Below are 22,617 nucleotides of genomic sequence, written 5' to 3'. Positions count from 1 at the left end.
CGATAAGGTCACCTATCCGCGCCGCCGTTTCATGAGGACCCGCCATGAGCTTCCGCCGCGACTATATTACAAAGCCGATCTTCTCCTGGGCGCGCGGCGTGCTGCCGACGATGTCGGACACCGAGCGCGAGGCACTGGAAGCCGGCGACCTCTGGTGGGACGCCGATCTCTTCACTGGCAATCCCGACTGGTCGAAATTGCTGGCGTTCGCGCCGGCCAGACTGACCGACGAGGAGACCGCCTTCCTGCACGGTCCGGTCGACGAGCTCTGCACCATGCTCGACGAGTGGAAGATCAACTGGGAATGGCGCGATCTGCCGCCCGAGGTCTGGGCCTTCATCAAGGCCAAGAAATTCTTCGGCATGATCATCCCCAAGGAATTCGGCGGCCTCGGCTTCTCGCCCTACGCGCATTCCGAAGTGGTGCGCAAGATCTCGTCGCGCTCGCTGACCGCAGCCGTCACCGTGATGGTGCCGAACTCGCTTGGGCCGGGCGAACTGTTGATGCGCTTCGGCACACGGGAGCAACAGGACAAATGGCTGCCGCGGCTTGCCTCCGGCCAGGACATTCCCTGCTTCGGCCTCACCAGCCCGGAGGCCGGCTCGGATGCCGCCTCGATGATCGACAGCGGCATCATCTGCAAGGGCAATTTCGAAGGCCGCGAGGTGATCGGGCTCAAGCTGAACTGGCACAAGCGCTACATCACGCTTGGCCCGGTCGCGACGCTGCTCGGTCTTGCCTTCAAGGCCTATGACCCCGATCACCTCGTCGGCAATCAGGACGAACTCGGCATCACAGTCGCGCTGATCCCGACCCATCTGCCCGGAGTCTCGATCGGCCATCGGCATCTGCCGGCGATGCAGGTGTTCCAGAACGGCCCGAACTGGGGCAAGGATGTCTTCATCCCGCTCGACTACATCATCGGCGGCAAGGAGCGGCTCGGCCAGGGCTGGAAGATGCTGATGACGGCGCTTGCTGCCGGCCGCGGCATCTCGCTGCCGTCGCTGTCGGCCGCGGGTGCCGCCTATGCCGCGCGCACCACCGGCGCCTATGCCCGCATCCGCGAGCAGTTCGGCATTTCGATCTCGAAATTCGAAGGCATCGAGGAGCCGCTGGCGCGGATCGCTGCGACCTCCTATCTGCTCGACGCCGCGCGGCGGCTGACCTGCGCGGCGCTGAACGAGGGGCATCATCCCGCCGTCATCTCGGGGATCATGAAGCTGCACGCCACCGAGCGGATGCGGATCGCGATCGACGACGCCATGGACATCCATGGCGGCAAGGCCGTCATCGACGGACCGCAGAATTATCTCGGCGGACTCTACCGCTCGGTGCCGGTCGGCATCACGGTCGAGGGCGCCAACGTCCTGACCCGCAATCTGATCGTGTTCGGGCAGGGCGCGATCCGCGCGCATCCCTTTCTGTTGCAGGAAATGAACGCGCTCGGCGAGCCCGATCGCGACAAGGGCCTGACTGCGTTCGACACCGCATTCTGGAAGCACGTCGGTCACAGCTTTGCGACCATGTTCCGCGCCTGGGGCCGCAACTGGAGCTTCGGCTTGTTCGCCCCGGCGCCGGATGCCGGCGATGCGACGGAATTCTATCGCCAGCTCTCGCGCTACTCGTCGGCGTTCGCGCTGTGCGCCGACATGGCGCTGCTCACCCTCGGCGGCGCGCTGAAGCGCAAGGAAATGCTCTCGGCGCGCTTCGGCGACATCCTCTCCGAACTCTATCTGCTCTCTGCCGCGCTGAAGCGCTGGCAGGACGAGGGACGACAGAAGGAGGATCTGCCCGCGCTCGAATGGTGCATGGCATCCGGCTTCAAGACCATCGAGAACCGCTTTGCCGAAATCCTCGCGAACTTGCCGAACCGGCCGGTGGCATGGCTGCTGAAATTCCTGATCCAGCCGTTCGGCGCCCGCGTCACCGGTCCGTCGGATCGCGTCGTGCATCTCTGCGCGCAGCTCGTGCTGTCGCCCTCAGCGGCGCGCGACCGCCTGACGCCGGACCTCGCCTTTGTCGAGGACGACGGCGGCATTGCGCGGCTCGAAAAGGCCTTCCGTCTCGTCACCGAGGCCGAGGACGCGGCCAGGCAGCTGCGCGCGGCGCGACTGCATGACTGGAGGGAAGGCGTGAAGAAAGGCGTCATCACCGAGGCCGACGGCGAGAAGCTCGCCGCCGCGCACGAGGCCGTCACAAAAGTCATCGAGGTCGATGATTTTGCGCCGGAGGCGTTGTCCCCGATTTACAAGAAATCCGCCGACGTGCATCAGTTCTTCCAGGAGCTTGGTGAGCAGAGGGCGGCGAGCTGATGGCGCGACCAGTCTTTATCGTCGACGGCAGCCGGACGCCGTTCCTGAAGGCGCGCTCCGGTCCCGGCCCGTTCACTCCCGTGGATCTCGCCGTGCAATGCGGCCGGCCGCTGCTGGCCCGGCAACCCTTCGCACCCACTGCCTTCGACCAGGTGATCCTCGGCTGCGTCAACGTGATCGCCGACGAGATGAACCCGGCGCGGATCGCGGCGCTGCGGCTCGGCATGGGCGAGCAGATGGTCGCCTTCACGGTGCAGATCAATTGCGGCTCCGGCATGCAGTCGATCGACACCGGCTATCGCTACATCCGCGAGGGCATCTCCGATCTGATCCTTGCCGGCGGCGCCGAAGCGTTGAGCCACGCGCCGCTGGTCTGGCCGAATTCCGGCGTGCGCTGGTTTGCCGGCTTTGCCGGAGCCAAGGGGTTGGGCGCCAAGATCGCCGCGGCGCTGAAGGTGAAGCCGAGCTACTTCAAGCCGATCATCGGGCTGGAGCGTGGGCTGACCGACCCGATCACCGAGCTCAATATGGGGCAGACCGCCGAGAAGGTCGGCCATCTCTTCGGCATCACCCGCGCGCAGTCCGATGCCTACGCCGCCGAGAGCCATCAGCGGCTCGCCAACGCGCAGAAGCAGGGTTTTCTGAAGGGCGAGGTCGAGACCGCGTTCTCGCGCGACGGCAAGTTCTACGATTTTGACGACGGCGTTCGCCCGGATTCCTCACCGGAGACGCTGGCCAAGCTGAAGCCGGTGTTCGAGCGTCCGTGGGGCCAGGTCACCGCCGGCAATTCCTCGCAGATCACCGATGGAGCCTCCTGGGTGATCCTGGCGTCGGAGACGGCGGTCGCAAAGCACGGGCTGACGCCGAAGGCCGTCATCCTCGACAGCCAGTGGTCGGCGCTCGATCCCTCGATCATGGGGCTTGGTCCGGTGCTGTCGGCGAGCGCACTACTCAAGCGCAACAGCATGACCCTGCAGGATGTCGAGACCTGGGAGCTCAACGAGGCCTTTGCGACGCAGGTGCTCGGCTGTCTTGCAGCCTGGAACGATGAAAAATTCTGCCGCGAGATCCTCGGGCTCGACGGCGCGGCCGGCGAGATCGACCGCGCCAAGTTGAACGTCGACGGCGGCGCGATCAGCCTCGGCCATCCCGTAGGCTGCAGCGGCAACCGCATCGTGCTGCATCTGGTCAATGCAATGAAGCGGCTCGGCACCAGACGCGGCGTCGCCACCGAATGCATCGGTGGCGGGCAGGGCGGCGCGATGTTGATCGAGACGGTGTGATCATGGATTCACGGATCATGGACCTTCTCGCCGACCGCGTGCCCGAGCTGGGGCCGACCCCGGCCGCGGACAGCCCGTACAGGAATTTCAAGCTGACGCGCGACGAGGACGGCATTGCCTGGCTGCTGTTCGACCGCGCCGGCGCCAGCGCCAACACGCTGTCCGCCGACCTGCTCGAGGAGCTCGATGCCATCGTCACGGCGCTGGAGACCCAGCGGCCGACCGGCCTCGTGGTGCGCTCGGCGAAAAAAAGCGGCTTCATCGCCGGTGCCGACGTCAACGAGTTTCGCGGCGCCACCGATTCCAGCGCAGTCGAGACCGCGATCGGACGCGCGCATGCGGTGATCGATCGGCTCGAGGCGTTGCGTGTGCCCTCGGTCGCGGTCATTCACGGCTTCTGCCTCGGTGGCGGCCTCGAGGTCGCGCTGGCCTGCCAGATGCGGATCGCGATCGACGATGCCCGGTTCGGTTTCCCCGAGGTGATGCTCGGCCTGCATCCCGGCCTCGGCGGCACGGTGCGCCTCACCGAGCTGGTCAATCCGATGCAGGCGATGACCCTGATGCTGACCGGCAAGACGATCGATGCGCGCCGCGCCAAGTCGCTCGGCCTGGTCGATGCCGTGACGCAGGAGCGCCATGTCCGCAACGCGGTGAAGGATGCGGTGTTCGGCCGTCTCAAGCGCGCCAGGCCCGGCGCGCTCAATACGCTGCTCAATCTTGCTCCGGTCAGGGGCTTTCTCGCCTCGCGGATGCGCAACGAGGCCGGGAAGGCGGCGCCGCGCAAGCATTATCCGGCGCCCTATGCGCTGATCGATCTCTGGGAAAAGCACGCCGGCAACCGCTCGGCGATGCTGAATGCGGAGAAGGCCTCGTTCGCCAATCTGATGGTGACGCCATCAGCGCAGAATTTGATCCGCGTGTTCTTCCTGCGCGAGCAGATGAAGAAGGTGGCAGGCTCCGGCAACAAGGTTGCGCACGTCCATGTCATCGGCGCCGGCGCAATGGGCGGCGATATCGCGGCCTGGTGCGCCAACCAGGACATGCGGGTCACACTCGCCGATATGAAGGCCGAGCCGATCGCGGGCGCGATGAAGCGCGCCGCGGATTTATTCGGCAAGATCATGCGCAAGAAGATCGACCAGCGCGACGCGCTGGACCGGCTGATCCCCGATATGGACGGCGAGGGCGTCCGCAATGCGGATGTGATCATCGAGGCGGTGCCAGAAAAGCTCGAGCTGAAGCAGAAAGTCTATGCCTCGCTGGAGCCGAAGATGAAACAGGGCGCGATCCTTGCAACCAACACCTCGAGCATACCGCTGCAGGATCTGCGCACCACGCTGGCACGACCGGAGCGGCTGCTCGGCCTGCACTTCTTCAATCCGGTGTCGCGGCTGCAGCTCGTCGAAGTGGTCAGCCATGACGGCACCGATGCCGCGATGCTGAAGCAGGCGCTGGCCTTTGTCGGGGCCATCGATCGCCTGCCGCTGCCGGTGAAGAGCTCGCCGGGCTTCCTCGTCAACCGCGCGCTGACGCCCTACATGCTGGAAGCGATGATGATGCTGGACGAGAAGACCGACCAGCGCCTGATCGATGCGGCGGCGATCGAGTTCGGCATGCCGATGGGCCCGATCGAGCTTGCCGACCAGGTCGGCCTCGATATCTGCCTCGATGTCGGCGACATGCTGCGCTCGAAGTTCGGCGACGCCTTGCCGCCGACGCCGGCTTGGCTGCGCGAGAAGGTCGCCAAGGGTGAGCTTGGCCGCAAGACCGGCAAGGGTTTCTACACCTGGAAGGACGGCAAGGCGGAGAAGGCGCCGTTGCCGGAGACCGGCCCGAAGGTCAGCGACGAGATGATCGACCGCCTGGTGCTGCCGATCTCGAATGTCTGCGTCGCCGCCTTGCGCGAAGGCATCGTCGACAATGCCGACATGGTTGACGGCGCGATGATCTTTGGCACCGGCTATGCCCCGTTCCGCGGCGGCCCGCTCAACTATGCGCGCAGCCGCGGCGTCGATGATGTCGTGTCGACGATGCAGACGCTGATGCGCAAGTTCGGCGGACGCTTTGCGCCGGATCCAGGCTGGGAGGCTTTCAAGTGACTGACTCGCAAGCGACTGGCACGCATGTTCATGCGCCGCCGATCAGCGGCAACGAGCCGCTGGGCGATCTCTGCATCCGCACGCTGGCGATGCCGGCCGACACCAACGCCAATGGCGATATCTTCGGCGGCTGGCTGCTGAGCCAGATGGACCTCGGCGGCGGCGTGTTCGCGGGCAAGGTTGCGAAGTCCCGCACCGTGACGGTTGCGATCGAGGCGATGAATTTTCGCAAGGCCGTCTATGTCGGCGACCTCGTGTCGGTGCACGCCAACCTGGTGCGCGTCGGCCGCACCTCGATCACAGTGCATCTCGAAGCCTGGGTGCTGCGCCGCCGCGAGCAGCAATCGATCCTCGTCACCGACGGCAATTTCACCTACGTCTCGATCGACGACCAGGGCCATCCGCAGCCGATCCAGCGCGATGGTGCGACGATCGCCACGTGACGCGGTCCAGGGGACGCCGACTCATCCACACGACCCCGCCAAATCAGGACTGAAGGCAGTATTGGATCGCCTCAGAACTATTACGCCGCAGCGCATGGCGCCGCAGCAGCGACCAGGAACAAATCCGTATCGCCTCGGTTATCGGCCCGGAATAAGAACCGAGGCTAACAATGTCCGACAGTTACGTGATCGAAGTGAGTTCGAAGACCGCGGGTATCGTGGTGCGCGATAAACGCGGCTATCAGTTCTTTGCTGCATCGCAACTTTTTTCCCGGCTTGAGGGCCATATCTTCCGCAACGCGCGTGAGGCCGAGCGCGCGGCGCGCCGGCTCCTCGCCGGCGACAGGTTGCAACTGGCGTCGTAGCCGCTACGCTGCGGCGCAATGACTCTGCCGCGGCCGCGCCGGTTCCCCGCACGTTGACCTCCGCGCCGAACGGTCGCACCATGGGCGGATCGCCGTTTCAAGGGGGCCGCCGTGGCCGGACTCTCCCACCGCCAGACTGAAATCCTCAACATCGCGCGCGCTTTCGGCCGGGTCATGGTCGAAGACCTCGCCAAGCGATTCGAGGTGTCGGCGCAGACCATCCGCAAGGACCTCAACGATCTCTGCGACGAGCGCTCGCTGACCCGAATCCATGGCGGCGCGATCATTGCCTCCGGTGTCGAGAACCTCGCCTATGAGGCGCGCCGCTTCGTCGCCGCCGAGGAGAAGAAGGCGATCGGCGCCGCCGCGGCGGCGCGGATACCGAACGGCTGCTCGCTGTTCATCAACATCGGCACCACGACGGAAGAGGTCGCGAGCGCGCTGACCTCGCATGAGGACCTGCTCGTCATCACCAACAACCTCAATGTCGCGATGCTGCTGTACCGCCATCCGCGCATCGAGGTGGTGGTTGCCGGCGGCACGGTGCGCCGCGCCGACGGTGCCGTGGTCGGCTCCACCGCGACTCAGCTGATCGGCCAGTTCAAGGTCGATTACGCCATCATCGGCGCATCGGCGATCGACGAGGAGGGCGCGCTGCTCGACTTCGACTATCGCGAGGTGCAGGTCGCGCAGGCGATCATCGCCAATGCGCGCAACGTCATGCTGGTGTCGGATGCGACCAAGCTCCGCCGCAGCGCGCCGGTGCGCATCGCGCATATGAGCCAGATCCAGACCTTCGTCACCGATTCACCGCTGCCCGCGGGCCTCGCCAATATCTGCCACAGCCGCGGGATCGAAGTGGTCGTCGCGATGGACAAGCCGGCCGTCGATATCGACGACAACGCAGACGCGGCACCGGCAACGCTGCGCAGCGCGTAGTTCCAAACTCTCTGATCGAAGTTTTCGCCATCAGACCCGTCACCCTGAACTATCAGACCGGTCACCCTGAGGAGCGCATAGCCCGTCTCGAAGGGTCGACGGCCAGTGGGGCCGTGCACCCTTCGAGACGCCGCTGCGCGGCTCCTCAAGGGTGACGGGTCAGGCAAGTCTTGGCGCATGACGGCGAGAGACTCTGGACCCTGCCCCTGTCGCGAGCATTCCGCCCAAAAAATCCCCAGCTAAAGTTCCCTGTTTTCGCTTTGCTTTCGTTTTTGGTTGTGATCTACTCCAATCCGAAAGTAAAACCGTCAAAGCGAAGGCGGTTGCCGGGGGAAGCGTTCTTTGGATCGAATTTACGAGCTCGCCATCATCGGAGGCGGCGTTAATGGCTGCGGCATCGCGCGCGATGCGGCGGGCCGGGGTAACTCCGTTTTCCTTTGTGAAATGAATGACTTGGCTAGCGGGACGTCGTCCTGGTCGACCAAGCTCGTGCATGGCGGTCTGCGCTATCTCGAATATTACGAGTTTCGTTTGGTGCGCGAGGCGCTGATCGAGCGCGAGATCCTCTGGCAGATCGCGCCCCACATCATTCGGCCGCTGCGTTTCGTCTTGCCGCACCACGCAGGGCTGCGTCCGGCCTGGCTGCTGCGGCTCGGCCTCTTTCTCTACGATCATATCGGCGGCCGGCACCTGCTGCCCGCGACGCGCTCGCTCGATCTGTCGCGCGACGTGGTCGGCAAGCCGCTGATCCCGGGCCGCTACACCAAGGGTTTCGAATATTCCGACTGCTTCGTCGACGACGCGCGGCTGGTGGCGCTGACCGCGCGCGATGCCGCCGATCGCGGCGCCGAGATCCGCACCCGCACCCGCGCGGTCGAGATCAGGCAGGTCGACGGCATCTGGCACGTCACGGTCGAGGACACGACCAACGGTTCGCGCGAGACGATCAAGGCCCGCGTGCTGGTCAATGCCGGGGGTCCCTGGGTCGAACAGGTGCTGGCGTCAGGCGTCGGCGTCAATGCGCGCGCCAAGGTGCGGCTGGTGCAGGGCTCGCACATCGTGGTGCCCAAGCTCTACGATCACGACCGCGCCTACATCTTCCAGAACGCCGACGGCCGCATCATCTTCGTGATCCCCTATCAGAACGACTTCTCGCTGATCGGCACCACCGATCGCGACTATGACGGCGATCCGGCCAAGGTGAAGGCGACGCAGGAGGAGATCGCGTATCTCTGCGCCTCCGCCAGCGAGTATCTCGCCAAGCCGGTGAAGCCCGAGGACGTGGTCTGGAATTACTCCGGCGTACGTCCGCTCTATGACGATGGCGCGAGCGAGGCCAAGGCCGCGACCCGCGACTATGTGTTCGAGCTCGATACGCCCGGCGGTGCGCCGCTGCTCTCGATCTACGGCGGCAAGATCACGACGTATCGCCGCCTCTCCGAAGAGGCGCTGGAGCGGCTGTCGCCCTATCTCCGCGGCACCAAGGCGCAGGAAGGCTGGACCGGCAAGGCGCCGCTGCCCGGCGGCGACATGGACGTGTCGGCGGTCGCCGCGCTGAGCGCCGAACTGGTGCGCAATTATCCGTTCCTCGCGCCGTCGCACGCCAATCGTCTCGCGCATGCCTACGGCACGCGCGCCAGCAAACTCTTGGGCAATGCAGCATCGGCAGCCGATCTCGGCCGATCCTTCGGCGCCACCTTGACGGAAAGTGAAGTCCGGTACCTGATGGCAAACGAATGGGCTCGGACTGCGGACGATGTCGTCTGGCGACGATCGAAGCTGGGCTTGCGGATGACGGCGGGTGAAATCGCCGCGCTCGACGAGTGGATGGCCGCCAATCGCGTGTCCGGTGAACGCCCCCTCCGCGAAGCGGGAGGACGGGCATGAGCGTTACACTGCAGAATGTCACGCGCACCGTGGATGGCGTTCCGACCATCCGCGATGTGTCGCTGACGCTGGAGCGTGGCACGCTCAGTGTGCTGCTCGGGCCGACGCTGTCGGGCAAGACCTCGATCATGCGGCTGCTCGCCGGCCTCGACAAGCCGGCCTCCGGCCGCGTGCTGGTCGACGGCAAGGACGTCACCGGCGCCGACGTGCGGCAGCGCTCGGTCGCGATGGTCTATCAGCAGTTCATCAACTATCCCTCGCTGACGGTCTACGAGAACATCGCTTCGCCGTTGCGCGTACAGGGCAAGCCCAAGGCCGAGATCGAGAAGCGGGTGGCGGAGGCGGCCGCCCTGCTGCGGCTCGAGCCCTTCCTGAAGCGCACGCCGCTGCAACTCTCCGGCGGCCAGCAGCAGCGTACCGCGATCGCGCGCGCGCTGGTCAAGGGCGCCGACCTCGTGCTGCTCGACGAGCCGCTCGCCAACCTCGATTACAAGCTGCGCGAGGAGCTGCGCGCCGAGCTGCCGCGAATCTTCGAGGCCTCGGGCGCGATCTTCGTCTATGCCACCACCGAACCGTCGGAAGCGCTGCTGCTCGGCGGCGACACCGTCTGCATGTGGGAAGGCCAGGCGCTGCAGATCGGCGCGACGCCGCAGGTCTACCGCCACCCCGGCACGCTGCGCGTCGCGCAGGTGTTCTCCGATCCGCCGCTCAACGTCATCGGTATCGAGAAGAAGGGCGACCTCGTGATCTATGCCGGCGGCGAGCAGGCGCCTGCGACCGGGCTCTATGCCGGTCTGCCCGACGGCGTCTACCGGACCGGTTTCCGCGCGCACCAGCTCGAGGTCGGCAGCGCCGCGGCCGGCCGCCACAAATTTTCCGCCACCGTGACGGTGACCGAGATCACCGGGTCGGAGAGCTTCGTGCATGTCCATGTCCATGACTCGAACTGGGTCGCGGTGCTGCATGGCGTGCATGAATATGAACCTGGGCAGGTGCTCGACGCCGCGCTCGATCCCGACGACATCTTCGTGTTCGACGCGGCCGATCGCCTCGTCGCTTCACCCGCAACCAATTTCTCGAAGTGAGGGAGATGCTTCATGGCCCGCATTGACCTCGTCGACCTCGCGCAGTCCTACAACGGCAATGACGCGCCGCTGGAGTCCTTCGCGCTGAAGCCGGTCACCATGACCTGGCGGCAGGGCGGCGCCTATGCGCTGCTCGGGCCGTCCGGCTGCGGCAAGACCACGCTGCTCAATCTGATTTCCGGCATCGTGACGCCGTCGCGCGGCCAGATCCTGTTCGACGGCCGTGACATCACGCCGCTGTCGACGCAGAAGCGCAACATCGCGCAGGTGTTCCAGTTCCCGGTGATCTACGACACCATGACGGTCGGCGAGAACCTGGCCTTCCCGCTGAAGAACCGCGGCGTCGCCAAGGCCGAGGTCGATGCCCGGGTCAGGCAGATCGCCGACCTGCTCGACCTCACGCCGCATCTGAACCGCAAGGCGACGCGGCTCACCGCCGACGCCAAGCAGAAGATCTCGCTCGGCCGCGGCCTGGTGCGCTCCGACGTCGCCGCCGTGCTGTTCGACGAGCCGCTGACGGTGATCGATCCCGAGCTGAAATGGCAGTTGCGCTCCAAACTGAAGGCGCTGCATCGCGAGCTCGACCTCACGATGATCTACGTCACCCACGACCAGACCGAAGCGCTGACCTTCGCCGATACCGTCGTCGTCATGCATGACGGCCGCGTGGTGCAGAGCGGCACGCCGGCCGAATTGTTCGACAAGCCGCAGCACACTTTCGTCGGCTATTTCATCGGCTCGCCCGGCATGAACATCGTGCCTGCCGAGGTCTCGGGGCACGAGGCGCGGATCGACGGCCATGTCATCGGCCTGCATCGCAACTATGGTGTGCTGCCGAAGGCTGCGAAGATCGAGATCGGCGTGCGGCCTGAATTCGTCGATGTCGCGGCGCCCGCCTCGGGGCTGCTGTCGGCGAAGATCGAGCGGATCGACGATCTCGGCCGGATCCAGTTCGCCCGCGTTCGGGTCGGCAACACCAAACTCGCGGCGCGCGTGCCGCCGGGCTTCTCGGTCTCCGGCGATACCGCCGGCCTGATCTTCAATCCAGCCTACGTTCACGTCTATGCCGACAGCCATTTGGTGGAAGGGATCGCCTGATGGACAAGACCATCAACCAAAAAGCCTGGTTCCTGGTGCTGCCGGTGTTCCTGGTCGTGGCGTTCTCGGCGGTGCTGCCGCTGATGACCGTCGTGAACTATTCGATGCAGGACACCTTCGGCAACAACCAGTTCTTCTGGAACGGCGTCGGCTGGTTCAAGGAGCTGCTCGATCCCTCGACCGATCTCGGTGGCCGCTTCCTGGCCTCGCTCGGCCGCAATTTGTTCTTCTCAGCCGTGATCCTGGCGATCGAGGTGCCGCTCGGTATCGTCGTCGCGCTGTCGATGCCGCGCGAGGGCTGGAGCGTCGCAGCCTGCCTCGTCATCCTCGCGCTGCCGCTTCTGATTCCGTGGAACGTGGTCGGCACCATCTGGCAGATCTTCGGCCGGCCCGATATCGGCCTGCTCGGCTATGTGCTGAACCATCTCGGCTTCAACTATAACTACGTGTCCAATGAGGTCGACGCCTGGGTCACGGTCATCGTGATGGACGTCTGGCACTGGACCAGCTTGGTCGCGCTGCTGTGCTACGCCGGCCTGAAGTCGATCCCCGACGCCTATTACCAGGCGGCGCAGATCGACGGCGCCTCGCGCTGGGCAGTGTTCAAGGCGATCCAGCTGCCGAAGATGAACCGCGTGCTCCTGATCGCGGTGCTGCTGCGCTTCATGGATAGTTTCATGATCTACACCGAGCCGTTCGTGGTCACCGGCGGCGGTCCGGGCAATTCCACCACCTTCGTGTCGATCGAGCTGGTCAAGATCGCGCTCGGCCAGTTCGACCTCGGCAAGGCCGCGGCATTGTCGCTGGTCTACAATCTGATCATCCTGATCGTGTGCTGGGTGTTCTACACCGTGATGGTCAATGCCGGCTCCGAGCGCCCGGTCAAGGAAGGAGCCGCGTGATGCATTCGATCCCCGGCCGCCGCCTGATCATGGCGCTGTTCCTGATCTTCCTGCTGTTGCCGATCTACTGGCTGGTCAACATGAGCTTCAAGACCAACGCCGAGATCGTCTCGACGATGACGCTGTGGCCGCATACCCCGACGCTGCAGCACTACAAGCGCATCTTCACCGACGAGAGCTGGTATTCGGGCTACATCAATTCGCTCGAATATGTCGTGCTCAACACCATCATCTCGATCGCGGTGGCGCTGCCGGCGGCCTATGCGTTCTCGCGCTACCGTTTCCTCGGCGACAAGCACCTGTTCTTCTGGCTGCTGTCGAACCGCATGGCGCCGGCGGCAGTCTACGCGCTGCCGTTCTTCAACCTGTATTCGGCGATCAGCCTGTTCGATACGCCGTGGGCGGTCGCGCTGGCGCATTGCATCTTCAACGTGCCGCTGGCGGTGTGGATCCTCGAAGGCTTCGTCTCCGGCGTGCCGCGCGAGATCGACGAGACCGCCTTTCTCGACGGCTATTCGTTCCCGCGCTTCTTCATCAAGATCCTGGTGCCGCTGATCGCGAGCGGCATCGGCGTCGCGGCCTTCTTCTGCTTCATGTTCTCCTGGGTCGAGCTGCTGCTGGCGCGCACGCTGACCTCGGTGCAGGCCAAGCCGATCGCGGCGATCATGACGCGCACGGTCTCGGCCGCGGGCATGGACTGGGGCCTGCTCGCCGCCGCCGGCGTGCTCACCATCATTCCGGGCGCGCTGGTGATCTGGTTCGTCCGCAACTACATCGCGCGCGGCTTCGCGCTCGGCCGGGTCTAGCGTCATGACGAAGCAACCAGGCACCATCTCGGCGTCGCGCTTCACCTCTCCCAAGGGGAGAGGTCGGATTTGGCGCGAAGCGGCAAATCCGGGTGAGGGGTGCCGCTCGATCGATGGACCGTACCCCCTCACCCCAGCCCTCTCCCCATGGGAGAGGGAGCGCACCGCATCGTGTGGAGGGATTTGAGCTATGGAATCCATCGCATGGATGGCCTGGACGCTGCCGACCGCGATCTTCTTCGTGCTGCTGGCCTCGACGCTCGGCGTCATGACCTGGCTCGCGGCTGCCTATCCCGAGGCCGAGCGGGTCGGGGTGCTGCGCATTCCGACCACGCGCGGCGATCGCTTGTTCATTTCGCTGGTGCTGGCGGCGGTGATCCACCTGGTGTGGATCGGCCTCGTCGGCACCGATCCGATCCTCACCCTGCCGATTGGGGAGGGTGTGGAAATTTCGAGCCTGTGGCTCGCAACGCTGATTTCGCTTCTTTCAGCCGTGGCGATCTTTCGCACCGTCTGACGCAAGCGAAGAAGAGCAGATCCGGGGTCTACCCGGACCTGGGGTTTTGTTTGTCGCTGCAACCGGAGGAATCATAATGCGACATTTGAGAACGACAAAGGATAGTCTTTTGACTATGACCAGCGCCGCCGCGCTGATCGCGGCCTCGCTCGCGATCGCCGTGCCGGCCCGCGCGGCCGACGACGCCGTGATCCAGAAGTGGATCGCGGAATTCCAGCCTTCGACGCTGTCGAAGGAAGACCAGAAGAAGGAGCTCGAATGGTTCGCCAAGGCCGCCGAGCCGTTCAAGGGCATGGAGATCAACGTCGTCTCGGAAACGATCACGACGCACGAATACGAATCGCAGACGCTTGCGAAGGCGTTCTCCGAACTGACCGGCATCAAGCTCAAGCACGACATCATCCAGGAAGGCGACGTCGTCGAGAAGCTGCAGACCCAGATGCAGTCCGGCAAGAACGTCTATGACGGCTGGATCAACGATTCCGACCTGATCGGCACCCACTTCCGCTACGGCCAGACCATCATCCTGTCGGACTACATGAAGGGTGAGGGCAAGGACGTCACCGATCCGATGCTCGACGTCGACGACTTCATCGGCAAGTCGTTCACCACGGCGCCGGACGGCAAGCTCTACCAGCTGCCCGACCAGCAGTTCGCGAACCTCTATTGGTTCCGCTACGACTGGTTCACCAATCCCGAGTACAAGGCCAAGTTCAAGGCCAAGTATGGCTACGAGCTCGGCGTGCCCGTGAACTGGTCGGCCTATGAGGACATCGCCGAGTTCTTCACCAACGACATCAAGGAGATCAACGGCGTCAAGGTCTACGGCCATATGGACTATGGCAAGAAGGATCCCTCGCTCGGCTGGCGGTTCACCGACGCCTGGCTGTCGATGGCCGGCAACGGCGACAAGGGCATCCCGAACGGCCTGCCGGTCGACGAGTGGGGCATCCGCATGGAAGGCTGCCGCCCGGTCGGCTCCTCGGTCGAGCGTGGCGGCGACACCAACGGTCCGGCCGCGGTCTACTCGATCACCAAGTATCTCGACTGGCTGAAGAAGTATGCCCCGCCGCAGGCCCAGGGCATGACCTTCTCGGAAGCAGGCCCGGTGCCGGCGCAGGGCAATATCGCCCAGCAGATCTTCTGGTACACCGCCTTCACCGCCGACATGGTGAAGCCGGGCATCGCCGTGATGAACGCGGACGGTACGCCCAAGTGGCGTATGGCTCCGTCGCCGCACGGCGCCTACTGGAAGGACGGCATGAAGCTCGGCTACCAGGACGCCGGCTCGGTGACGCTTCTGAAGTCGACCCCGCCGGATCGCCGCAAGGCAGCCTGGCTCTATCTGCAGTTCATCATCTCCAAGTCGGTGTCGCTGAAGAAGAGCCATGTCGGCCTCACCTTCATTCGTGAGTCCGATATCTGGGACAAGTCGTTCACCGAGCGTGCGCCGAAGCTCGGCGGCCTGATCGAGTTCTACCGCTCGCCCGCCCGCGTGCAGTGGACCCCGACCGGCAACAACGTGCCCGACTATCCGAAGCTGGCGCAGCTCTGGTGGCAGAACATCGGCGATGCGTCGTCCGGTACCAAGACGCCGCAAGCTGCGATGGACGCGCTGGCCGCGGCCCAGGATTCGGTGATGGAGCGTCTTGAGAAGTCTGGTGTGCAGGGTGCCTGCGGACCGAAGCTGAACAAGAAGGAAACCGCCGAGTTCTGGTACAAGAAGGCCGAGAAGGACGGCACCATCGCTCCGCAGCGCAAGCTCGCGAACGAGAAGCCGAAGGGCGAGACCGTCGACTACGACACGCTGATCAAGTCGTGGCCGGCCAACCCGCCGAAGCGCGCCGAAGCCAAGTAAGGCGTAGCACGATCCGAAAATGCAGAAGGCCGGGAGCGATCCCGGCCTTTTGTCGTTCCCAAGTCATTCCGGGATGGTGCGCAAGCACCAGACCCGGAATCTCGAGATTCCGGGTTCGATGCTTCGCATCGCCCCGGAATGACAGTAATGAGGAATCGGCTCCGTTACTCCGCCGCTTCGGTCGCCTTCAGCGTCGGATAGTCCGTGTAGCCCTTGGCACCGCCGCCGTAGAAGGTCGCCTTGTCCCACTCGTTGAGCGGAGCGCCGGCCTTCAACCGCTCGACCAGGTCGGGGTTGGAGATGAACGGCTTGCCGAACGCGATCAGGTCGGCCGCACCGGCCTCCAGCACCTTCTCGGCGAGAGCGAAGTCGTAGCCGTTGTTGGCGATATAGGTCTGCTTGAAGCGCTTGCGCAGCGAGGCGTAGTCGAACGGCGCGTTGTCGCGCGGGCCGCCGGTCGCGCCTTCGATGACGTGGATATAGGTCAGCTTCAGCGCGTTGAGCTGGTCGACGATGTGGTCGAACAGCGGCTGCGGGTTGGAATCGGAGACGTCGTTGGCCGGCGTCACCGGCGAGATGCGGATGCCGGTGCGATCGCCGCCGGCTTCGCCGACAACCGCCTTGGACACTTCCAGCATCAGCCTGGCGCGGTTCTCGATCGAACCGCCATAGGCGTCGGTGCGCTTGTTGGTGCCGTCCTTGGCGAACTGGTCGAGCAGATAGCCGTTGGCGCCGTGGATCTCGACGCCGTCGAAGCCGGCGGCGATCGCGTTCGCGGTGCCGCGCTTGAAATCATCAATGATGCCCGGGATCTCCGACAGCTCGAGCGCGCGCGGCTCGGAGACGTCGGCGAAGGTGCCGTTGACGAAGGTCTTGGTCTTGGCGCGGATCGCGCTCGGCGCCACCGGTGCTCCGCCGTTCGGCTGCAGCGCGACATGCGAGATGCGGCCGACATGCCATAGCTGGATGAAGATGTGGCCGCCGCGCTCATGCACGCGATCGGTGACCTTGCGCCAGGCCTCGATCTGCTCCTTCGAATAGATGCCGGGCGTGTCCTGATAGCCCTGGCCCTGCTGCGAGACTTGGCTCGCTTCGGTGATCAGAAGGCCAGCGGAGGCGCGCTGGCCGTAATAGTCCACCGCGAGCGGACCCGGCGCGAAGCTCGGTGCCGGTGCGCGGTTGCGCGTCAGCGGCGCCATCACCAGGCGGTTCGACAGGGTTACGGGGCCAAGCTTGAACGGCTCGAAAAGTTTGGTCGATTGGCTCATGAGGCAATGTTCCAGGAAATGACGGATGGACCAGACTTGTGCATTGCGGCGAGAAGCGCAATGGCCGGGCCATGCGTACCGTGCGGGCTAACCACGCACGATCCCGCCCATGTGGCCGGCATCGAGGAACAAGGTGTGCGCGTTCACATAGGAGGATTCATTCGAAATCAGGAACAGCGCAGTATTGGCGACCTCCCAGCCGGTGCCCTGGCGGCCGAAAGGCACTGTCACGGCGCGGTCCGACCGCCTGCGGCTGGCATCGCGGCCCACCCGCGATGATGTGCCGGCCGGTGAGGCGGCCGTGATTTTCGCGAGTCAGGCAGCAGCAGCATGGCAGGGAGCGTGGGGCGAAAATGCCGCGGCGGGGAATATTGATTGGAGCCCGTCATTCCGGGGCTCGCGAAGCGAGAACCCGGAATCTCGAGCCGTATAACCTCTGGATTCCGGGTTCGATGCTGCGCGTCGCCCCGGAATGACGCGCTAAGCGCGTCAGCTCACGCCGAGGAAGTCGCGCTTGCCGATCTCGACGCCGTTGTGGCGCAGGATGCCGTGCGCGGTGACGGCGTGGAAGTAGAAGTTCGGGAACGAGAATGCGTTGAGGAATTGCTGGCCCTTCAAGGTCATGGTGCGTTCGGGGCCGATCGGGAAGGTGACGTCCTTGGCTTCGCCGCCCTCGAACTGCTCCGGCTTGAACGACTTCACATAGCTGATCGTGTTGGCCAGCCGCTGCTTCAGTTCACCGAAGGTCGTCTCGGTGTCGGGCGTCGACGGCACCGCGCTGTGGGTCAGCCGCGCGCAACCCCTGGAGGCATGGTCGCAGACCAGCTGGATCTGCTTGGCCAGCGGCAGCATGTCCGGATAGAGCCGCGATCCCAGCAACACCTCGGGCGCGATCTTCTTGGCCTCGCAATGCGCCTCGGCCTTGGTCAGCTCGCCGGTGAGGCTGTTGAGGATCTGCAAATAGGCCGGGACGACGGCGTCATAAAAGGACATGTGATGCTCCCTATTTTGATGAAATCCGGATGTTACCGAACGACGATGCTGCAGGTGGGGGCGCAAAGGGAAGAATACAACTGTGGGGGGCTACAACAGTTGGTCAAATATTTTCTGCGGCGCGCGCCCTCTCAATCCCGTCATCCCCGCGCAAAGGCTTCGCCTTTGTCGCTGGAGGAGCCGCGAAGCGGCGTCTCGAAGGATGCACGGCCACCAGCCGGGCCGTCGACCCTTCGAGACGGCCGCGTTGCGGCCTCCTCAGGATGACGGATCGCTTGAGGTGCGTAGTCCGGATGGAGCGCAGCGCAATCCGGGATTCTGCGCGATCGAGTGAGCGGTCCCGGATTTCGCTTTCGCTCCACCCGGGCTACGGAACATGGGCGGCGCCTACCGTGCCGGCACCGTTGCATCCGCGGCCGGCTGCATGCGGCCGCCGCCGCGCATCCGCGCCAACAGCTCCGCGGTCGGCCAGGAATCCGCGGGCAGGCCGTATTTGATCTGCATCGCTTTCACCGCGCTGCGGCTCGCCTGTCCGAGCACGCCGTCGATCTTGCCGACATCATAGCCGGCGCGCGCCAACAATCCCTGCAGCTCCTTGATCTCGCCAAACGGCAATTGCGCGACCGGGCCGTGCGGCCGCTGCATCGGCGGCGCGCCGGCGATGCGGCCGGCGAGATAGCCGGCGGTGGTCGAATAGATCAGCGAGTTGTTCCATTCGGTGTAGGCAGTGAAATTCGGGTAGGCCAGAAACGCCGGACCCATCCGGCCCATCGGCAGCAGCAGCGACGCCGGTAGCTGGTCATCGGCGAGCGGCTTGCCGTCGGTCAGGGTGACGCCGAGCGCCGCCCATTTCGAGCGCGGCAGCTTGATGGTGAGGTCGGCCTGATCCCAAGGGAAGTTCGCGGCCTGCGGCACGCGCACCTCCTGCAGCCACGGCTCGCCGCGCCGCCACTTCAATCCGTTGGCGATGTAGTTCGCGGTCGAGCCGATCACGTCCGGTCCGCTCTGCAGCAGATTGCGATGGCCGTCGCCATCATAGTCGACGGCATAGTTGAAATAGTGCGTCGGCAGGAATTGCGTCTGGCCGAGCTCGCCGGCCCATGAACCGATCATCTCGTCGGGCGAGAGATCGCCGCGCTCGATGATCTTCAGCGCCGCGATCGTCTCGCCCTGGAACATCTCCGAGCGGCGGCAGTCATAGGCCAGCGACACCAGCGATTTCAGCGTCGGCAGATTGCCCATCTGGACGCCGAAATCGCTTTCCAGTCCCCAGAACGCGGCGATCACCGCCGGCGGCACGCCGTACTCCTTCTCGGCGCGCGCGAACGCGGCCGCATAGGTTCGGATGTATTGCTGGCCCTGCTGCATGCGGTAGTTCGCGGCCATGCGGCCGGCGAACTGGGTAAAGATCTGCCCGAACACGCGCTGGCCGCGGTCGCGGTTGACGATACCCTGGTCGTAGACCAGGTAGGGCGCGGCTTCCGCGATCGTGCGCTGCGACACGCCGGCGGCGACCGCCTTCTGCTTCAACTCGGCAAGGAAGCGATCAAAGCTCTGTCCGTTGTGGCAGGACGCTGCGCGCGGCGAAGCGACCGTGGCCGGGCGCGCCCGGACCGGGGCGGTGCCTGCGGGATTGGGCAGCGGCTGCTGTGCCGAGGCCAGCTGGGAGAGCACCAGCGCGCCTGCGATCGCTGCGATCGTGATCGGGGCGCGGAGGGGAGATGCTGGCATCGATGTCACCGGCTTGAATAGGGGATAAAACCGATCCTGCATACACCATGGCGACACCGGGCAACAACGGGGGTGCGCCTGTTAGACCAATTGGGCTTCGGCAGGTTGATTAGCCGCCGCTATGATCGGGCCAAGTGATTCGCGGGCAGGGGTGTCGGCGGATCGATCACGCCCGGAGGGACCCATGTGGAGTTTTCTCGAGCGTCTGTTGGATTCGTCGACGTTTTCACCACACGGCATCTGCCTGTTGTGGGAGCCGGAACTGATCTGGCTCCATGTGATTTCAGACGCACTGATTGCCGCTTCCTATTTCTCGATCCCGTTTGCGCTGGCGATCCTGGTCTCCAAGCGGCGCGATTTCCAGTTCGGCTGGATGGCCTGGCCGTTCGCCACCTTCATCCTCGCCTGCGGCCTCACCCATGTGCTCTCGATCTACACGCTGTGGGTGCCGATCTACGGCCTCGAAGGCCTGCTCAAGGCGCTGACCGCGGTCGCCTCGATCTTCACCGCGGTGCTGCTGTGGCCGCTGATCCCGAAGATCCTGGCGATCCCGAGCGAAGCGCAGCTGCGCGAGGCGCATGTCGCGCTCGCCGAAGAGGGACGGCAGCGCCAGCGCTCGGAATTCCTGCTCGAGCGGTTCCGCGAGGCCGAGGCCAATGAGAGCAAGATCCGCCAGGCGCAGAAGATGGAAGCGGTCGGCCAGCTCACCGGCGGCATCGCGCACGACTTCAACAACATCCTCACCGTCATCACCGGCACCATCGATATCCTGTCCGATGCGGTGACCCACAACCGGCAGCTGACCGAGATCACCGGCCTGATCCGCGACGCCGCCGATCGCGGCGCCTCGCTGACGCGGCATCTGCTGGCGTTCGCGCGCAAGCAGCCGCTGCAACCGAGCGACGTCGACGTCAACGCGCTGATGGTCGACACCATCGAGCTGCTGCGGCCGACCATCGGGGACCATGTCGACATCAACTTTTGCCCGATGCCCAATCTGCCGCGCGCGCTGGTCGATTCCAACCAGCTCGTCACCGCGATCATCAATTTGGCGCTGAACGCCCGCGATGCGATGCCGAAGGGCGGCCGGCTCCGGATCGAGACCCGCACCGCCGAGCTGAAGCCTTCAGACGTGCACGGTCATGACGGGCTTGCTGCCGGCGACTATGTCGCGATCGCGCTGATCGACAATGGCCAAGGCATCGCGGAGGCCGATCTGGCAAAGGTGTTCGAGCCGTTCTTCACCACCAAGGATGTCGGCAAGGGCACCGGTCTCGGGCTCAGCATGGTCTACGGCTTCGTCAAGCAGTCCAACGGCCACATCGCCCTCGACAGCGAGGTTGGTCGCGGCACCAGGGTGATGCTCTATCTGCCGCGCGCGGCAGTGGCCTCGCCCGCGGCGGTGCCCGAGCGACGACAGCCGGACGTGCGCGGCGCGCAGGAGATCGTGCTCGTCGTCGAGGACGACAGACTGGTGCGCTCCTACGTGCTGACGCAGATCGAGAGCCTCGGCTACACGACGCTGTCGGCCAACAACGGCTCTGAAGCGCTCGCCGTGCTCGACAGCGGCACGCCGATCGATCTGTTGTTCACCGACGTCATCATGCCCGGCGCGATGAACGGGCGCGATCTCGCCACCGAGGCGCAAAAGCGCCGCCCCGGCCTGCGCGTGCTGTTCACCTCGGGCTACACCGATGACGCGATCGATCAGGACGGCAAGCTGGAGCAGGGCATCCTGTTCCTGGCCAAACCCTACAGCCGCGCCCAGCTCGCCCGCATGCTGCGCATTGCGCTGCGCGAGGAGCAGACGCAGCTCGCGCAGCAGGAGCCGGCGGAGTAGGGCACGATGCCGTAGCCCGGATGAAGCGAAGCGCAATCCGGGAACTGCTCCGCGGCGGGACTACCCCGGATTTCGCTACGCTCCATCCGGGCTACAGTCGACTACCTATAGGATGACCAGTCGTTAATCCGCGCCGCGTCGCTGCGACGCACGCGGCTCCCCTTGCGACCGCAGCGGCAAAATCCCTACCTCAGCGGCGTCGATTGTGGCAGCATTCCGTCTGCCGTCAGGGAACCACGATGAACTATTTTCGTACCGCGCTCCTGCTTGCCGGCCTCACCGCTCTGTTCATGGGGGTCGGCTATCTGATCGGCGGCGGCACCGGCGCCGTGATCGCGCTGATCGTCGCGGCTGCGACAAATCTGTTCGCCTACTGGAATTCAGATCGCATGGTGCTGTCGATGTACGGCGCCCATCAGGTCGATGCGCGCTCGGCGCCAGAGCTCTATAATCTTGTCGCCGAGCTGGCGCAGCGCGCCAGCCTGCCGATGCCGCGCGTGTTCGTGATGGACGAGGCGCAGCCCAATGCGTTCGCGACCGGCCGCAATCCGCAGAATGCGGCCGTTGCCGTCACCACAGGCCTGATGCAGCAGCTCAGCCACGAGGAGCTCGCCGGCGTGGTCGCGCACGAGCTTGCGCATATCAAGCACCATGACACGCTGACCATGACGATCACGGCGACGATCGCCGGCGCGATCTCGATGCTGGCGCAGTTCGGCATGTTCTTCGGCGGCAACCGCAACAACAACGGCCCCGGCATCATCGGCTCGATCGCGATGATGATCCTGGCGCCGCTCGGCGCCATGCTGGTGCAGATGGCGATCAGCCGCACCCGCGAATATGCCGCCGACAATTTCGGCGCGCGCATCGTCGGCCAGCCGATGTGGCTGGCGTCCGCGCTCGCCAAGATCGAGAACGCTTCGCATCAGGTGCCGAACATGGAGGCCGAGCGCAATCCGGCCACGGCGCACATGTTCATCATCAACCCGCTGTCGGGCCACGGCGTCGACAATCTGTTCGCCACCCATCCCTCGACCGCGAACCGCATCGCCGCACTCCAGCAACTCGCCGCCGAACTCGGTACCCAGACCGCGCCGCGCCCGGCTGGGGCTGCGCCGCGCAGCCCGTGGGGCAGATCACAGGGCTCATCGAGCCCGCGCGGCCCTTGGGGTTAGGGATCCTGAGGCTGAA

The 22,617-nt window shown here is 65.0% G+C and carries 19 protein-coding genes; 15 read left to right on the top strand and 4 right to left on the bottom strand.

The window, feature by feature from the left end; genetic code table 11:
* Positions 1-44: 44 nt before the first annotated feature.
* From ACVIW0_RS29360 to ACVIW0_RS29300, 13 genes are all read left to right on the top strand, one after another.
* The gene (locus tag ACVIW0_RS29360) at positions 45-2,312 is read left to right on the top strand and encodes an acyl-CoA dehydrogenase (RefSeq protein WP_461355522.1); all 2,268 of its coding nucleotides are present in this window, start codon (positions 45-47) and stop codon (positions 2,310-2,312) included.
* The gene (locus tag ACVIW0_RS29355) at positions 2,312-3,595 is read left to right on the top strand and encodes an acetyl-CoA C-acetyltransferase (protein WP_461355521.1); all 1,284 of its coding nucleotides are present in this window, start codon (positions 2,312-2,314) and stop codon (positions 3,593-3,595) included. Before ACVIW0_RS29360 ends, ACVIW0_RS29355 begins: the two co-directional genes overlap by 1 nt.
* A 2-nt stretch (positions 3,596-3,597) precedes the next feature.
* Entirely contained in the window at positions 3,598-5,694 is a 2,097-nt protein-coding gene (locus ACVIW0_RS29350) for a 3-hydroxyacyl-CoA dehydrogenase NAD-binding domain-containing protein (RefSeq protein WP_461355520.1), read from the top strand.
* Positions 5,695-5,783: 89 nt separating this feature from the next.
* Positions 5,784-6,137: an acyl-CoA thioesterase gene (locus ACVIW0_RS29345; RefSeq protein WP_456756270.1), complete on the top strand. Its 354-nt coding sequence runs from the start codon at positions 5,784-5,786 to the stop codon at positions 6,135-6,137.
* Between the two features lie 170 nt (positions 6,138-6,307).
* Complete coding sequence (locus ACVIW0_RS29340; protein WP_461355519.1) at positions 6,308-6,502, top strand: hypothetical protein; 195 nt, start codon at positions 6,308-6,310, stop codon at positions 6,500-6,502.
* 111 nt (positions 6,503-6,613) lie between these two features.
* Complete coding sequence (locus ACVIW0_RS29335) at positions 6,614-7,441, top strand: DeoR/GlpR family DNA-binding transcription regulator (RefSeq protein WP_456749687.1); 828 nt, start codon at positions 6,614-6,616, stop codon at positions 7,439-7,441.
* 342 nt (positions 7,442-7,783) lie between these two features.
* Entirely contained in the window at positions 7,784-9,328 is a 1,545-nt protein-coding gene (gene glpD, locus ACVIW0_RS29330; RefSeq protein WP_461355518.1) for a glycerol-3-phosphate dehydrogenase, read from the top strand.
* Complete coding sequence (locus ACVIW0_RS29325) at positions 9,325-10,413, top strand: ABC transporter ATP-binding protein (RefSeq protein ID WP_461355517.1); 1,089 nt, start codon at positions 9,325-9,327, stop codon at positions 10,411-10,413. The genes glpD and ACVIW0_RS29325 overlap by 4 nt, the downstream gene beginning before the upstream one ends.
* 12 nt (positions 10,414-10,425) lie before the next feature.
* Complete coding sequence (locus ACVIW0_RS29320; protein ID WP_461355516.1) at positions 10,426-11,511, top strand: ABC transporter ATP-binding protein; 1,086 nt, start codon at positions 10,426-10,428, stop codon at positions 11,509-11,511.
* Positions 11,511-12,413, top strand: a complete 903-nt coding sequence (locus tag ACVIW0_RS29315; protein ID WP_461355515.1) for a carbohydrate ABC transporter permease — start codon at positions 11,511-11,513, stop codon at positions 12,411-12,413. The genes ACVIW0_RS29320 and ACVIW0_RS29315 overlap by 1 nt, the downstream gene beginning before the upstream one ends.
* A complete protein-coding gene (locus tag ACVIW0_RS29310) occupies positions 12,413-13,219 on the top strand; it encodes a carbohydrate ABC transporter permease (RefSeq protein ID WP_438078536.1) in 807 nt (268 codons plus the stop codon). Before ACVIW0_RS29315 ends, ACVIW0_RS29310 begins: the two co-directional genes overlap by 1 nt.
* A gap of 190 nt (positions 13,220-13,409) precedes the next feature.
* Positions 13,410-13,736: a DUF2160 domain-containing protein gene (locus tag ACVIW0_RS29305; RefSeq protein ID WP_461355514.1), complete on the top strand. Its 327-nt coding sequence runs from the start codon at positions 13,410-13,412 to the stop codon at positions 13,734-13,736.
* Positions 13,737-13,851: 115 nt separating this feature from the next.
* On the top strand, positions 13,852-15,594 hold the full coding sequence (locus ACVIW0_RS29300) for an ABC transporter substrate-binding protein (protein WP_461357459.1): 1,743 nt from the start codon (positions 13,852-13,854) through the stop codon (positions 15,592-15,594).
* Positions 15,595-15,758: 164 nt separating this feature from the next.
* On the opposite strand, the gene ACVIW0_RS29295 is transcribed toward ACVIW0_RS29300, so the two are convergent.
* The 4 genes from ACVIW0_RS29295 to ACVIW0_RS29280 form a co-directional block, all read right to left on the bottom strand.
* Entirely contained in the window at positions 15,759-16,862 is a 1,104-nt protein-coding gene (locus ACVIW0_RS29295; RefSeq protein WP_461355513.1) for an alkene reductase, read from the bottom strand.
* Between the two features lie 87 nt (positions 16,863-16,949).
* Positions 16,950-17,132, bottom strand: coding sequence for an SDR family oxidoreductase (locus ACVIW0_RS29290; RefSeq protein ID WP_461355512.1), 183 nt, complete (start codon positions 17,130-17,132; stop codon positions 16,950-16,952).
* 219 nt (positions 17,133-17,351) lie between these two features.
* Complete coding sequence (locus tag ACVIW0_RS29285; RefSeq protein ID WP_461355511.1) at positions 17,352-17,855, bottom strand: DUF1993 domain-containing protein; 504 nt, start codon at positions 17,853-17,855, stop codon at positions 17,352-17,354.
* A gap of 387 nt (positions 17,856-18,242) precedes the next feature.
* A complete protein-coding gene (locus ACVIW0_RS29280; protein ID WP_461355510.1) occupies positions 18,243-19,586 on the bottom strand; it encodes a lytic murein transglycosylase in 1,344 nt (447 codons plus the stop codon).
* A 184-nt stretch (positions 19,587-19,770) separates the two neighbouring features.
* On the opposite strand from ACVIW0_RS29280, the gene ACVIW0_RS29275 reads away from it, so the two are divergent.
* Positions 19,771-21,426, top strand: coding sequence for an ATP-binding protein (locus ACVIW0_RS29275; RefSeq protein ID WP_461355509.1), 1,656 nt, complete (start codon positions 19,771-19,773; stop codon positions 21,424-21,426).
* Between the two features lie 239 nt (positions 21,427-21,665).
* Positions 21,666-22,601, top strand: coding sequence for a zinc metalloprotease HtpX (gene htpX, locus ACVIW0_RS29270; protein WP_461355508.1), 936 nt, complete (start codon positions 21,666-21,668; stop codon positions 22,599-22,601).
* The last annotated feature ends 16 nt before the right edge of the window (positions 22,602-22,617 follow it).

This window comes from Bradyrhizobium sp. USDA 4454, assembly GCF_054822705.1.
This window is presented reverse-complemented; position numbering and strand designations above follow the sequence as displayed.